The sequence below is a fragment of the Spongiibacter tropicus DSM 19543 genome, assembly GCF_000420325.1.
Taxonomy (GTDB): domain Bacteria; phylum Pseudomonadota; class Gammaproteobacteria; order Pseudomonadales; family Spongiibacteraceae; genus Spongiibacter; species Spongiibacter tropicus.
Map to the genome: position 1 here is coordinate 2,354,425 of NZ_ATUS01000001.1, position 14,273 is coordinate 2,368,697.

The 14,273-nt window shown below is 57.0% G+C and carries 10 protein-coding genes; 3 read left to right on the top strand and 7 right to left on the bottom strand.

Annotated features, from left to right (window positions below):
- Positions 1-89: 89 nt before the first annotated feature.
- From G411_RS20195 to G411_RS0111060, 3 genes are read left to right on the top strand one after another with little or no spacing between them, the layout of a single operon-like run.
- The gene (locus tag G411_RS20195; RefSeq protein ID WP_022959271.1) at positions 90-1,601 is read left to right on the top strand and encodes a flavin-containing monooxygenase; all 1,512 of its coding nucleotides are present in this window, start codon (positions 90-92) and stop codon (positions 1,599-1,601) included.
- Positions 1,598-2,410, top strand: coding sequence for an SDR family NAD(P)-dependent oxidoreductase (locus G411_RS0111055; RefSeq protein ID WP_022959272.1), 813 nt, complete (start codon positions 1,598-1,600; stop codon positions 2,408-2,410). The genes G411_RS20195 and G411_RS0111055 overlap by 4 nt, the downstream gene beginning before the upstream one ends.
- Before the next feature lie 25 nt (positions 2,411-2,435).
- On the top strand, positions 2,436-3,374 hold the full coding sequence (locus tag G411_RS0111060) for an alpha/beta fold hydrolase (protein WP_022959273.1): 939 nt from the start codon (positions 2,436-2,438) through the stop codon (positions 3,372-3,374).
- Positions 3,375-3,376: 2 nt separating this feature from the next.
- Here the strand turns inward: G411_RS0111060 and G411_RS0111065 are convergent, their stop codons facing one another.
- From G411_RS0111065 to G411_RS0111095, 7 genes are all read right to left on the bottom strand, one after another.
- Positions 3,377-4,405 (bottom strand): helix-turn-helix domain-containing protein, encoded by a 1,029-nt coding sequence (locus G411_RS0111065; RefSeq protein ID WP_022959274.1) that lies wholly within the window; start codon positions 4,403-4,405, stop codon positions 3,377-3,379.
- A gap of 83 nt (positions 4,406-4,488) precedes the next feature.
- Positions 4,489-5,073 (bottom strand): antibiotic biosynthesis monooxygenase, encoded by a 585-nt coding sequence (locus G411_RS0111070; RefSeq protein ID WP_022959275.1) that lies wholly within the window; start codon positions 5,071-5,073, stop codon positions 4,489-4,491.
- Positions 5,074-5,233: 160 nt separating this feature from the next.
- Complete coding sequence (locus G411_RS0111075; RefSeq protein ID WP_022959276.1) at positions 5,234-6,556, bottom strand: DUF1329 domain-containing protein; 1,323 nt, start codon at positions 6,554-6,556, stop codon at positions 5,234-5,236.
- A 19-nt stretch (positions 6,557-6,575) separates the two neighbouring features.
- Entirely contained in the window at positions 6,576-8,504 is a 1,929-nt protein-coding gene (locus tag G411_RS0111080) for a DUF1302 family protein (RefSeq protein ID WP_022959277.1), read from the bottom strand.
- Between the two features lie 54 nt (positions 8,505-8,558).
- Positions 8,559-10,994 (bottom strand): efflux RND transporter permease subunit, encoded by a 2,436-nt coding sequence (locus G411_RS0111085; protein WP_022959278.1) that lies wholly within the window; start codon positions 10,992-10,994, stop codon positions 8,559-8,561.
- Between the two features lie 15 nt (positions 10,995-11,009).
- Complete coding sequence (locus G411_RS0111090) at positions 11,010-11,996, bottom strand: WD40/YVTN/BNR-like repeat-containing protein (protein WP_022959279.1); 987 nt, start codon at positions 11,994-11,996, stop codon at positions 11,010-11,012.
- Between the two features lie 230 nt (positions 11,997-12,226).
- Complete coding sequence (locus G411_RS0111095; RefSeq protein WP_022959280.1) at positions 12,227-13,924, bottom strand: sigma-54-dependent Fis family transcriptional regulator; 1,698 nt, start codon at positions 13,922-13,924, stop codon at positions 12,227-12,229.
- Positions 13,925-14,273: the final 349 nt, after the last annotated feature.

The following is a 14,273-nucleotide window of genomic DNA, read 5'->3' on the forward strand; positions in this document are numbered from 1 at the left end:
TTTAAAATTGACACACCATGTCAATACGCGGCGATGCTGCGCTGAAAGAATAGCCTCACTATGCGTCCGTTCGCGTTTGAGGAATCTCCATGAGTACACACACGGTATTAATCATCGGCAGTGGCTTTGGTGGCCAGTGTGCTGCCATGAAGCTCAAGACACTGGGCATTGACGACTACCTTATTCTGGAACGTCGCGACTTCATGGGCGGCACCTGGTGCCAGAATACCTACCCTGGTGCTGCGGTCGATGTGCAATCGCCGCTGTACTCGATTGAGGCCGAGCCCTATCAATGGTCGCAGATGTTTGCCGAACAGGCCGAGCTGCAGACCTACACCAACCACGTTATCGACAAGAACGGTCTGCGTGAGAAAACCCGCACTGCGACCAATGTTGAACGGGTGAACTGGGACGAGAGTCGGCAGCAGTGGGTCGTATCGACCAATAACGGTGAGTTTCGCGCGCAGTTTCTGATCAACGCCTCAGGCCCCCTGAGTACACCGTTTACCCCGGATTTTAACGGGCGCGAGCGCTTTCAGGGCGCGGCCTTTCACACCAATAACTGGGACTGGGACTACGATTACAAAGGCAAGCGTGTGGCGATTATCGGCAGTGGCGCCAGTGCGGCACAGGTCATCCCGGCGATGGCGAATGATGTGGCAGAAATGCATGTGTTCCAGCGAACCCCGCACTGGGTTCTGCCCAGACCGGACCGTCGCTTTTCTCGCTTCCAGCGCTATCTCTTGGGCTTTAAACCGCTGTACAAACTGCTGCGCAGCTTGATCTATTGGTCGCTGGAGTACCGGGTTATCGGCTTCAAATACTCCAAAACCATGTTGAAGCTCGTTGCCCAACGCAAGGCCGAGAACTTCATCAAAAAGACGATTGGCGATCCGGCACTGCAAAAAGCGCTGACGCCGGATTACACCATCGGCTGCAAGCGAATTATTTTGTCGAGCACACTCTACCCGGCACTGGACCAGCCGCATGTCAGCGTGCATACCAAGGACGACGGTATTGCCGAAATCAACGAGACGGGGATTCGCACAACGCAGGGGAAGCAGCTGGATGTGGACCTGATTGTCTACGCCACAGGCTACTGCGCCACCGACGGCGTAATCTCCTATCCAGTAGAGGGGCGCGATGGCCGTTCTTTGGCCGATCAGTGGGAGGCGTATCCGCGTGCATATTTGGGCACCAGCCTGCCGGGCTTCCCCAACCTTTTTATTATGACCGGACCCAATACGGGTATTGGTCATACCTCGGCGATTTTTATCATCGAGGCACAGCTGAACTATGTCGCGAAAGCCATCAAGCAGGTATTGAAGGGCAGGCACCAGACGGTTGAAGTGACCGAGGAAGCCGAAGTGGAGTACACGGAGATGATTCACCGCGAGATGGAGAAAACGGTGTGGAAGTCCGGTGGCTGCAATAGCTGGTATCAAAGCAAGAGTGGTCACGTGATCGCAATGTTCCCCGGCTTTTCCTTTACGTACCGGCGCATGGCGAACGCGTTCAAGCGTCGGCATCACCGTTTTTCAGACGCGCCCGCGCCCAAGGCAGCTCTGGCAACGCCTGCAGCGGGAGGCGCTGAATCATGAAAACATTCAAGAACAAAGTTGTGGTGATCACTGGCGCAGGGTCGGGGATGGGGCGAGCGTATGCCATGGCCTTTGCTCGACTGGGTGCGAAGTTGGCGCTTAACGATTATGACCGCGAAGCACTTGAGCAGAGCGTTGCCTTGCTGCCCGAGCCTGCAAGATCAGATTGCTTCCACCAGGCATTTGATGTTGCTGACGAGACCGCGTTTGCCGCGTTCGCGGCGGCGGTTAAACAGTCCTTGGGATATGCCCATGTGATCATTAATAACGCCGGTATTGAGGGCGCCGTCAAACCTACCTGGGCGATAAGCAAGAGCGAAATCGAACGTGTAATGGCGGTGAACTTTTACGGTGTAGTCAATGGAACGCGCCTGTTTCTGCCGCAGCTTTTTGCCAATGGCGAGGGTGCGGTGATCAATGTATCGAGTGTTTTCGGCCTGATCGGCACACCAAGCAATAGTGATTACTGCGCCAGCAAGTTTGCGGTGCGCGGCTACACCGAAGCGCTGATGGTGGAGCTGCAGGATAGTCCCGTCGATGCCTATCTGGTGCACCCGGGGGGCATCGCCACCAATATTGTCAAAAAACGCGAGGGGCAGGCATTCAATCGGAAGTTCCTCACGACAGCACCAGAGGACATTGTCGAGGTGGTGATTCGTGCGGTCCTGGGCAAACGTCCGCGCATTGTGTTCGGGAATCAAGCCTTCAGTATTCGCCTTGCCAGTGGCCTGTTGCCGCTCAAGTTAAGGAATTGGATACTGTGGCGGAAAATGCGCGATGTACTCGATGGCGCTCATTACCCCTCGTAAAATAATGACAATACGGAGTCATTCGATGAAAAAAACTCTCTGGCTGCTGGTCGCGGTGTTGGCTGCGGGCCTTATTGCCGCCGCCGTAAGTTATCCCAAGGTGGGCGGACTTGTGTTTGCTGCGGGCATCTCACTTGAGAACAAGCTTTACGGCCTGGAAGCGCATCAACAGGATATCGGCGAACTGTCCATTCCCTATTATCGTGGCGGAAAGGAAGGTGGGCAGGCCATTGTGATGGTGCATGGTTATACCGCGGATAAAACCGTTTGGCCGCGGTTCGCCCGGTTCTTCGTCGACAGTTACGATGTCATCATTCCCGATCTCGCCGGTCACGGCGACGCCGCTTTCGACCCAACTTGGGACTACAGTCAGCAGGCTCAGGCGGAACGCATCGTGGCACTGATGGATAAGCTGGATATTGAGCGTATCCACATTATCGGGAATTCCATGGGAGGCTACATCGCCGCCTATTTTGCTCTGGCGTTCCCGGAGCGCACGTTGTCGGCGACGATGGTTGATCCTGCGGGCGTCATCTCTCCGGAGCGCAGCGATATGGAACGCCTGTTGGAGCAGGGCGAAAATCCATTCGAGATTGCGTCTGCGGAGGACTTTGCGCGCTTCTACCCGATGACCATGGCCAAGCCGCCGTATTTGCCCAAGATGGTATTGGATGCCACTGCGCAGATGTATATGGATCGCCGCGAGCGTTACGCACAGATTTTTAAGGACATTCATAGTGAGCCGCGTCTCACAGAGCGCTTGTCTGAGATGCAGGTGCCGAGCTTGTTGATTTGGGGCGAGCAGGATCGACTGATTGATGTCAGCGCGGTCAGTGTGTGGCGCGAGCAGGTGCCGAATTTGTATGTTCGCTTGATGCCGGAGATTGGCCATATGCCGATGGTCGAGGCACCTGAAGAAACGGCGGCAATCTACCAGACCTTTCTCGATACCTTGCCTGAATAAGCCTAGCTGTTCCGTCGATAGGCACCGGGGGATTCGCCAAACCAGCGCTTGAAGGCCCGGTTAAAACTGCTCTGCTCGGCAAAACCGAGCATCATGGCAATTTCCAGCAGGCTCAGTTCCGCATTGCTGATATACCGCCGGGCGAGGTCCTGGCGGGTGTCGTCCAATAGCTGGGTGAAGCGGGTGTCGTGTTGGTCTAGCTGCCGTTGCAGCGTGCGCACCGACACCTGCATGGCGTCGGCAATACTCTCCAGCGAGGCGGTGCCATAGGCCAGCCGTTCCGCGATTAACTCCCGAATTCTGGCCAGCATGGGATCGCTGCTGGCCTGCTCGCCGCGCAGTTGCAGCAGACGCTGATGGGCCTGGGTTTCCAGCAGTTGCTTAATATGTGGATCGGCGCCAACCAGCTCCGCGTCGTAAACCGACTTTGCCAGAAAAATCCGAATACGGTCGTGGCCGTAACTCACCGGTGCGTCCAACAGTGACTCAATGGCACTGCCTGCCGGTGGTCGCTCGAAGGGCAGTTCAATGCGTTGAAATGCGCTGTCGCCGCCAATCAACTGAGACTGAAGACGATAGAGTCCCGCCAGGCTGTATTCATATTCCTGTCGGCCCAGCGGCGGGTGACCCGTGGCAACGGCCGCGTCCACGCAGAAGGCATCGTCGATCAGATAATAGTTGAACACGAAACCATCGCCGATCAGGCTCTGGTAGCGCGCATGCAGCTCGAAAATTTCCCGCGCATACTGACAGCTCATCGCCAGCAGCCCGACAATACCAATATGCTGAACCTGCATCGTCAGGCCGGCATGCAGACCAATATTCGGATCTCCGCACTCTCGCTCGGCCATTTGGAACAGCGGGTGTAACAGACTGTTGTCGATGCGGACGTCGGGGTTGGACAAATCCGCTTCGCTCAGCCCCAGCAATTTCAGGTAGGGCGCTCGCGGCTGCCCGGCGGCGCGTAAATAGTCAAAGATCGGCCTGAAATAGCCGATTGAAGTCCAGTGCTTTGCGAGCTTTTGGGGCATGACCGGCCGTCTGTGGAGTTCGAGGAGAGATCGCCCGGCTAATACTAGTGAATTCTCAACGCTGAATACAGCGGCGGCCGTAGTCAGCGACTGCGGCTGCGCGAGGTAGGATACAGCCAGCGTGAAAACCAGCGTGTCATTCTTGGCATCAGTACATAGCTCATCAGTAGCATCACCGAGGCCGTCACTAGCAATGTTCGTATTGCCAGTGGCATTGCCGCCAGCCAGTCGCCGAATAAAAAGAAGATGACGGTTACGGCGGGGTAGAGCGCTAGCCAGCTAACGAGCGTCATTTTGTAGCGCGGCGGTGGTTGTACTGGGTTTTGGCCGGGCAGGGTAAACCAGCTCACGATCCCAGAGACGGTTTCCCGCTCGCTGGGTGTAATGAGCAGCTGTTCTATTTGTTGCAGCACTTCCAGGCGTTCGGGTGATTGCTCCCAGTCGGAGAGGGCGGCCTGGCCGGCGAATTTGAAGACGATGCGGTACTCCGGGTCGTCGGCAGAGGCAGGTCGAAACATGGTTGCGCCGAGGTAGCCGGGAAAGTGACTGGCGCGCGTGGTCATCTCTGCACTCAGGGCTTCGAATTCCGTTTCTTTACCGCTTTTTACCCGGCGCGAAATCACCACTGTAAGGGGATGATCTGGGGAAGCCTGTCCCTGTGTCACCATGACGCTTACCTCTCTCAGAAAACAAAAAGGGGGCTACGGGGAGTAGCCCCAAAGAGCGAGAGCACTGCTACTCTCTGCGGGGTCGGTCACTGGGGTGAACCGACAATCATCCCGCTTCAGCCACTGAGCAACGTCCCGGAAGGCAGTGGCTGGTTTCCACTTAGTTGCCCGTTGCGCGCAGGTGCTGAACGCTGAACATACTGGCGGGAGACAGCTCAGGGTCGACCTGACCTTTGAACTGCCCAGTGGTGCAATGGCTGGCCTGGACATCAATCATGCTGAAGCTGTCGTCAATAGACACACCGCTGCCTTTGTTTTGGGGCAGATGGTGATCAGGGTGAGCCTGACCGATGGTGAAGGTCTTCCACAGGCTGCCCTTGCGGTCGTAGGACACGGTTCGCGGAATCGTAAAGGTCTGGGCATCCATGAAGTGCACGCGCTTGGACAACGGGTGGCCTTCATCGACCGGTGTGGCTTCTACTTCATAAACTTTGCGAAGTTGCCAGGTAATGTCCGGGAAGCAGCCGCCCTTGCCGCTGAAGGCGACAACCTGATAGCCGTCTTCGTCCTGATGGGTTTTGCTGTCGAGTTGCAGCGCGTTGTGGTTGTAGAAGGGCATCAGCATGTAGCGGGTGCCTTTGTACTGCCAGTTCATGTCTGAGATACGGCCGTTATAGCCCTCGAAATCCTCAATCATCAAATCGGAACCGAGGAAGGCGTCTGTCACCTGACCGGTCGCCAGACGGCGAACTCGACGCTGGAAGCCCAGGTATAGCCAGGAGTTATCCCGCTTGAGGTCATCGGCTGCGCGGTGGATCAGCAACTGGGTGTTGCGCACGTCGTAGGGGTCAAGCACCTGCACGTAGATGGCCCGGAACAGGTCGGACGGGTTGGGTGTAATCTCTGGTGTCGGTTCCTGGTTGACGCGGCCCTTAAAGTTGAGGAAGTGGAAGTTGAACTTGATGGTGCGTTCAACCGCCGCGGTATTCATGTCGCGGTACTTCCAATAGAACGGATAAATGGCGGCGCTGTCTCCCCAGTTGTAGCCATATTTGTAGTTCCAGGCCAGTTTTTCGCCCGCGCGCGGGTCGTCGGCGCTGGGTTCCTGCGGGAAGGGACGACCCGCATGCCAGCCACTGATTTCACCGACTTTTTCACCCAGCGAGACCTTGCCCAGCGAGTTGCGGGTAGCGTCGATATAGCTGCTGTGCAAATCGAACGAGGTAGTGTCTCCAACGGTAATGGTGGTCCAGCCCTCTTCAATAAAGCGCAGGAAAGCCGGGTCGATAATGTCCTTGAACTGGGCGACATTCTCTTTATTGATAACCATGCCAGACGTTAGGCCGGGGTAACTCGGTAGTTTTGCCTGGTAGGGGTGAAAGGAATTATCGATGACGGCGTCATCGGCCAGTGCTTGTCCAGTCAGCAGACAGGCGGCGCAGCTGGCGAGCAGAGTGCGTTTGAGGCGTTGGTAGCTAAACATGATGTGTCCTCTCTCGTTATTAGAAGCTGTAGCGAAGGGTCAGTTGGAATTCGTCTTCTTCCTGTGCCATGCCAATCGGGCCTGCGCGGAAGCGACCGAGGGGCTCATAGCCGCCCAAGCCTGCGGTTTCGCCCGCGGGCTGACCGGGATAGGCTTCGGTGAATGGTGCCCAAGGATTACAGGTGCGGCAGTCGTCAAATTTCTGCGCGCCTGCGCCGATTTTCACGTTGAAGCCTGCGGTGATACGGACCTGATCGTTGACCAGCCACTCGATGCTGGGGGCGATGGTTGAAGAGCCTGCTCGGAAGTCGTGGGCGGCGATAATCTGTGGGCTGAGCCGATCGTTCATCCACCAGCCCTTGATCAGCAGGGTGGCTGTCCAGTTGGCTTCCCAGTCTGGAATTCCCGCTTCGCCGTATAGGCGGTGCTCACTTTCATGGTCGAGAATGTGCTGGCCGAAAATTTGCCCTGAGAACAGGAAGGCGCGGCGAGCGTTCAGGAAGGGAATAAAAATGTTCTTATCGGCGCCCAATACATAGCGCAGAACATCGGACTCTGAATACAGCTCGCTGCGCAGGGTGTTGGCAAACTCCTCGCCGCTGGTGTGCGCGACTTCCGCGCGAATAACCGTATCGACACCCTGCAGATAATAATCCAGCGAGCCGCCAAGCAGCGTCACACGGGGGAAGTAGATATCAAAGGCGATTAGCGACGGCCACACGTCGGTCTGTCCGGTGAAGCCGTTCTCAGCAGGAATGCCGCCGCGCAACGAAGGCAGTTGCGAGCGGAAATTCAATGCATTTAGCGAGAAGCCGAGATCGCCGTAGACCCCCTCAAACTTCAGGCCGACCTGGGTATTGGACAGGCTCCAGCTCGGCATATGGGCCTTGCGAATACCGATCTGACCAGGGCCGAAATCGGTGGCGAGTCCGCCGCTGGGGTTGGCCCCGGCAAAGTTGGCCACAGTGCCGCCGTTTTCCCACAAGTTATTCATACCGCGGAAGAAACAGCCCGCGTCGAGGATGACGTTGGGTTGGCCGCATTGACCGATGTCGTGGGGACGGAACTGGTCGAAGTTCCACACCAGTTGGATGTTCAGATCGTCAAAGGCCAGACCGTCTAAGACCTCAGTGGGCCCCATGCGGTAATCGGTTTTCAGTATCCACATGGGAATGCGGATATCTTCCAGTTCGTCGTAAATATTATTGCGCGAGTAGTCCACCGGGTTGATTACATCCAGCACTCGGAACAGATCGGTGCGGCCCCAGATCACCTGTTGTTTACCCAGCCGGGTACTGAGGATGTCACCGTTGCTGAAATTCAGGTCGAAATCGACATACAGTTCGCGGATAAAGTCGAAGCGGTCGTTGAATTCCTGATAGCGCAGTTCGTCCCGGTCCTTATCCAGGTAGTCGTCGATACAGCCGCGGCTGTCGACATCGCAGGGGCGTACCGGCACACCGAAGGCCACGCCGTGGTTCTGGCCGTGCAGGTTCTCACCCAGCACCATCATGCCGTCGTTTGGGTTGCGGTTGTTGTTGAATTCCAGCGTTGCACCGGGCGGCAGTGGTGTGTTGGAGGTGGACAGACCATCGCCGTGATCGACATAGCCCTGTGCGGCATCTTGGAGCCGAATCGGACCGCCCGCGTTCTTGCCGTATTCGTCGTCGTTAAGGTCGTACACGCCGTCGTAGCTACCACGGAAAGTGGCATTAACGCTGACATTACTGAAGCTGCCCACGTCGCCAAACAGCTTCTCGGCTTCGAGCTGTACGGTGTTGCGAAACTTCGACAGCCCGATGCCATCACGCACAAAGGTGGCGTTTTCATAGAAGCCAGCAACGCGAGTGCTGTCATCAGCCAGCGCGGCTCCCCCTGTCATCGACATGCCGGCGACGCCGCTGAATGCAGCACACCAGAATCGCAGGCCTTTTATTGTTTTTTTCATAGCAGATCCTCGTTTTGGAAAAATAGGTGCCAGGTGCTTCGCATCCGGCGCCACTCAGGTTTGAGAAACGCCCAGGGCGTTTTCTACGGTATTGCCAGAACTAGACGGTGAGCCGGCGTGGAGCACGCCGTCGTCATCGGCGTACACAGCGGTGATGAAGCGAGGTTGGAAGCGCAGCACCCAGGAGGGCACCAGCAGCATGGCGGTAATGCCGTTGATTACGATCATCACGCAGAGCAGCAGGGCCGAGTCGGACTGGAAGCGCAGGTCAGAGAAAATGACCCACATTACGATGCCCGCCATCAGCGTCAGCGCAGTAAAGCTGATCGCCATGCCGGTGGTGGAGATGGCCTGCTGTACCGAGTGGGCTAGGTCGCGGCACTTCGCCATTTCCTCGCGGATTCTGTCCATCATGTAGATCGAGTAATCGATGCCCACGCCGATCCCCACCGCGATAACCGGCACCGTATTGATGTCGATATTCAGTCCTGACAGACCCATGTAGGCGTAGGTGAGGGTGGTGGCAAACAGCATCGCCAGCAGCATCATCAGCCCGGCGTGCCAGGAGGTATAGAACAGGGTGACAAAGGCGAAAATCAGCAGGAATACCAGCGGCAGCACGATCAGATTGGTCTGGTAGGCAGACTCGTTCATGGCCGCAGCCACGCCCAAGGTGCCGCCCGCCAGTTTGATGGTCAGGCCCTCCACCTCATCGCCGTGCTCGTCTATCCACTGCTTGGCCATGTGAATGGCGCGGCGAATGGTCTCGCCTTGGCGATCCTTGTAGTAGAACACCAGATTCGCCACCTGATCGTCGGTGTTATTAAACTCATCCAGCGCGCCGGGAATGGGACTGGAGGCCATGTAGGTGAACATCAGGCCGCCCACATAGCGCTCGTCGTGGGGAATCTGATACCAGCGCGGGTCGTTGTTGTGCATCAGGCGGTTCACCTGCTGGATCAAATCCGGCAACCCCTTGGCGCCGCCCACGCCGGGATCGGTGAGCATGTGGGCCTGAAAGGCCGCCAGGGCTTTCAACACCTCGGGGCGTTTCAAGCCGCCTTTTTCGTCGGTTTCCGCCACCACGTACAGTTCTTCCGAACCAGGGAAGCGCTCGTTCACCACGCGGGAGGAAATGTTGTAATCGTGGTCGGGATACAGAATTGGCGAGCCGGGTTCGGAGTCGCCGATCTGCACATTGGAGGCGGCGGCCATGCCCAATACCACGGCGGCGGCGGCAATCAATAGCAAGGTGCGGGCGCTGCCGGGGCGGCTGACAATGCGCGAGCTACTGGCGCCAATATGGCGGAGAATGGTTTCCTTCAGGCGTGGTTCGCGCGGGGTGGGCAGAATCGACAGCAGCAGCGGTACGCCGATCAGCACGCTGAACACCACGGTGATCGCCCACATAGAGGCGTAGATGCCGAGATGGGTGTTGAGGGGAATAGAGCCGACCGCAATCAGCAGCAGGCCGATGGCGTCAGACACCACGCCCAGCGAGCCGGGGCGGAACAGACTGTCGAAAGTGGCCTTGGCGGCAGCGGGGCCGTTGCCGGAGCTGGCTGCCTCGGCGTAGTAACGCTCCACCAGCTGCACGCCGTGGCTCATGGCCCGCGCCGCAATCAGAAAGGGAATAACCAGCCCCAGCGGGTCGAGGTTGTAGCCCAGCAGGCTGATAATCCCCAGCCCCCACACAGTGGAAATCAGTACGCCGCCCAGTGGAATCAGTACGCCGTAGGCCTTGCGGAAGTGGAAGATCAGCAGCGCCAGCATGGTCAGTACCGTGAAGGCGAAAATTTGCAGAATCTGATCCATATAGGTGTAGGCCCAGCCCACCAGTACCGGCTGGCCGGTGGCGTACAGGGTAATGCCGTCGGCTGTCACCTCGTCGCGCAGGTCGCGCAGCTGGATAAAGGTTTTTTCGTAGTCGAGCTGGCCTTCAATCAGCTGGGCCTTGACCAGTGCCATCTTTAAATCGGGAGCCACCAAAGGGCCAAATACACGCGGATTGGCGCTCACATCGGCCTTCATGCCCGCCAGTGCCTCGGCGTCGTAAGGGCCTTTGGTGGCGTCGAAGTAGGGCTGGGAGTTGATGCTGCCGACTTCCGTCAGCCAGATTTTGCGCGAGTTGCGATGCGTGACGCTGGACACCAGATTGTGGTTGACGCCGGGCAGGTTATCGACGGCCTGGGTAACGCGGTCGATCAGCGCCAGCCGTTCGTTGGTAAAGATGTCCCCCTCGTCGAACTCAATGCCCACCACCAATACGTTGGCGCCGCCAAAGTCATCCTTGATGCTGTTGTGCAGCTGAATATACGGGTGCTGCTGGGGAAGCAGGTCGGCGAAATCGGTGTAGATTTTCAGTCCCGGAATGCGCAGGGCGAAAAATAACGTGAGCAGGGCAATCAGCGTCAGCACCTTGCGGGGGTTGTTGAAAATCCACAGTTCCAGAAGGTGCAGGGCGTGCGTAAAACGGTGCAGTCCAGCCATGATAGTGTTCCTTGATTACTTATTATTGGTATCGGGAGTTGCGCTGTCGTTCAGGGCGATGCGCAACAGCAAACCACGCCCGCCAGCGGCAATCAGCGTGTCGCCCTGAGTGGTCGCTGCACGCAGATAAAGCGGAATGCTGGGGGTGTTCAGGGAAGACCAGCGGGTATTGCTCAGTGCCAGCACGGTGGCGTTGTCGCCCAGTGCCAGCAGGCCGCGGGGGCTGTCGATAAAATTGAAAATGGGGGCCTGGGTGTCGGTGTGCTGTCGCTGCCAGGACTCGCCGCCATCGGCGGTGTGGTAAATAAAGCCGTTCAGCCCGCCGACCCAGCCTTCGCTGGCAGAGGTGAAGTGGCTGGCGTGGGGATAGAACTCATCGGGAAGATAGCCCGACACCGCCCAACTCTCTCCGCCATTGCGGCTGGTGATGACCATGCCGTACTCGGCGGTAGCTACCGCGTTCTGCGCGTCGAGAAACTGCAGGTTGGTGATAATGGCGTCTTCATCCAGACTCGATTCCTGCCAGGACGCTCCCTGGTCGCCAGAGTGCTGGAGCGTGCTGAAACTGCCCGCCACCCACCAGCCGTTGTCGGCGCAGGCAACCGTCATCATCTGCTCGCCGCTGGGCAATTCATGGGACTGCCAGGTCTGGCCGTCGCCGTGCCACAGGTGGTTGTCAAAGCTCAGTGCAATGAAGCTGTTGTCGGGGCAACTGGCGAGGTCGATAAAGCTCTCGCTGGTGTTCAGTGCCTGCCGCTGCCAGCTGTTGCCGCCGTCGCGGCTGGAGAGCAGCGTGCCGTTGTTGCCCGCCAGCAGGGTCAGCTCGCCGTTGTCGGCCATTGCCTGATAGAAGTCCGTGCGTTGCAGAGGTTGGCTGGCCTGCTCATGAACCGCCTCCAGCTCCAGAGGGGCTTCGCAGCCAGTGATCAGCAGGCCTGTCAGTGCCAGCAGTGATGATACGGAATACCGCGGGCGCAGGGCCTGCGTAAAAAAGTGCGTCATGAATGTGTACCGTCATTGTTATTTGAAAGTCTCGGCAGGGCGGTTTGAGCAATGCCTATGCCATAACGGTTTTATTTTTTTAACGCACTGAAATATAAGGAGAATATTGGATTTAAGCCGAGCGTTGCGCGCGGTTGTAAGCGGGAGGGTTTTGGCAATTTTTAACGATATGGTGAAGTTTCCGCAGGGCAGTTGTCGAAATGCTCAACTGTCCTGCCGGAGAAAGGGAGTCAGGCCTCCAGGCCGAGTTTTTTCAGGCGATAGGCGAGGGCCGGGCGGGTCAGCCCCAGCAGCCGGGCGGCCCCGGATACATTGTTGTTAGCCTGCTGCATGGCCTTTTGAATCAGCGTGGCTTCCACGTCGTCGAGGCTGATCTGGCTGTCGAGAATATCGGTAGACCAGTGCCCGGGGCTGCCGTCGGCAGCAGAGGAAATGTTGCCGCCGTCGTCCAGCCGCTGGGCGGGACTGTCCAGGCTTTCGGCGGGCGGTGCAGCGAACAGATAATCCTGGCTGATGGTGTCGTTGTTGTCGGTGAGAATCACGCCGCGCTCAATCACGTTTTCCAGCTCGCGGATATTGCCGGGCCAGGGGTACCGCATACACAGCTCCAGCGCTTTGTCCGACAGGCCCATGGTGCGCTTGTCATACTCGGAGTGAAATTTGTTGAGGAAATGCTCGACCAACAGTGGCAGGTCTTCCAGTCGTTCGCGAAGCGGTGGAATTTTCACCGGGAACACATTCAGTCGGTAAAATAGGTCGGCTCGAAAGCGCCCCTCGTTCACGGCTTCTTCCAGCGATTCATTGGTTGCGGCAATAATGCGGACATCAATTTTCCGGGTTTGTGAGTCGCCCACGCGCTCCAGCTCACCTTCCTGTAATACACGCAGCAGCGTTGCCTGGGCTCGGGCAGTTAACTCCACCACCTCGTCGAGAAAAATCGTGCCGCCGTTAGCGCGTTCAAAGCGTCCGGCGCGTGACTGGTTGGCGCCCGTGTAAGCACCTTTTTCCACGCCGAACAGCTCCGCTTCGATGAGGTCGGGTGGAATGGCGGCGCAGTTTACGGCAATAAAGGGCTTTTCTGCGCGTTCGCTGCGCAAGTGAACACTTCGCGCAATCACTTCTTTACCGACCCCGGTTTCACCCAGCAGTAACACCGATACCCGGCCCTGAGCGGCCTTGTCGATCATCTTGCAGACTTTGTTGTAAGACGGACTTTGGCCGATGCCATAGTACTGGCCTTCCTGCTTTTCAAGGCTACTTCGCAGGGAATTGACTTGCGCCTGAAGGTTGTAGAGCTCTTCGACGATGGGGTCGGCTTTGAAGTAGCGGGAAAAATCCTCGGCGTCGTCCCATTGCTCGGCGGGTTTACCGACAATCACGCAGCGCTCATCGCCGCAGCCGCGACAACTGACCTCCCGAAAAATCACCTCGCGGCCCATGAACGACGAGGTATAGGCGCAGGCATAACCGAGCAGTGCCCAGCAGGCGGGCTCGCTCATCTGCCCCAGTTCGGTCTGGCAGATTTCTACCTCGAAAGAATCAATCCACTCGACTTCGCCATAGAAATTGCCGTTTTCCTGGTCGATTTCAATTTCCAACGGTACGGCTTTAACCATGCCTTTCAGGCTGTGCAGCTGTGGGCCGGCCAAGAAAATATCCAGTTCGCTGCAGTGGGGGCGAAGCTTGCGGGCCAGCTCGGAATCTCTCAGTCCGGATTGATAACCGAGCCGGAGGAAAAAGCCTTTTGCACGCTCGACTCCCATGGTGTTTACCAGTTCTCGGCGAAAGGCGGCGAGTGCACTGAGGTCCATCAGCAGCATGCGTTGCTCACTTAACCATATTTTGCCTTCCGCGCTTTGGAAACGAATCTGTTCCGTGAGATCTCGGAAATCTTCAATACGAAGCTGAGGTTTGTAACTAATGGCCATGCCGTAAACCCCGTTATTTTAATTTTATGGGGAGCTGTCAGTAATGATTTTTAGCGACAGCAAGCTTGCGCGCCATCTAACACTGATTGCGATGAAAAATTCAACCATATGATGAAATTTTATTCCCTCGGGCAGTGGTCAATGGAAGTGAGCAAATGCTCATTCGCTCCAAAAAAATTAATCATTTGATAAAAAAATCGACGATTAGAGCTGAACTATTTATCGGCCTGAATTTTTCCTTATTTCAATTAAATTAATAAAAAACAATGCGTTATTGAGATTTGTTGCGCATGTTTTGCTTGTGGCACAGCCGTTGCTCTAAGACCGTCAGCCGCCAATAAATAAAACG

Excerpts from the sequence above, each read along its gene's own strand:
- G411_RS20195 (WP_022959271.1), top strand. The coding sequence starts at position 90 with ATGAGTACACACACGGTATTAATCATCGGCAGTGGCTTTGGTGGCCAG.
- G411_RS0111055 (WP_022959272.1), top strand. The coding sequence starts at position 1,598 with ATGAAAACATTCAAGAACAAAGTTGTGGTGATCACTGGCGCAGGGTCG.
- G411_RS0111060 (WP_022959273.1), top strand. The coding sequence starts at position 2,436 with ATGAAAAAAACTCTCTGGCTGCTGGTCGCGGTGTTGGCTGCGGGCCTT.
- G411_RS0111065 (WP_022959274.1), bottom strand. The coding sequence starts at position 4,405 with ATGCCCCAAAAGCTCGCAAAGCACTGGACTTCAATCGGCTATTTCAGG.
- G411_RS0111070 (WP_022959275.1), bottom strand. The coding sequence starts at position 5,073 with ATGGTGACACAGGGACAGGCTTCCCCAGATCATCCCCTTACAGTGGTG.
- G411_RS0111075 (WP_022959276.1), bottom strand. The coding sequence starts at position 6,556 with ATGTTTAGCTACCAACGCCTCAAACGCACTCTGCTCGCCAGCTGCGCC.
- G411_RS0111080 (WP_022959277.1), bottom strand. The coding sequence starts at position 8,504 with ATGAAAAAAACAATAAAAGGCCTGCGATTCTGGTGTGCTGCATTCAGC.
- G411_RS0111085 (WP_022959278.1), bottom strand. The coding sequence starts at position 10,994 with ATGGCTGGACTGCACCGTTTTACGCACGCCCTGCACCTTCTGGAACTG.
- G411_RS0111090 (WP_022959279.1), bottom strand. The coding sequence starts at position 11,996 with ATGACGCACTTTTTTACGCAGGCCCTGCGCCCGCGGTATTCCGTATCA.
- G411_RS0111095 (WP_022959280.1), bottom strand. The coding sequence starts at position 13,924 with ATGGCCATTAGTTACAAACCTCAGCTTCGTATTGAAGATTTCCGAGAT.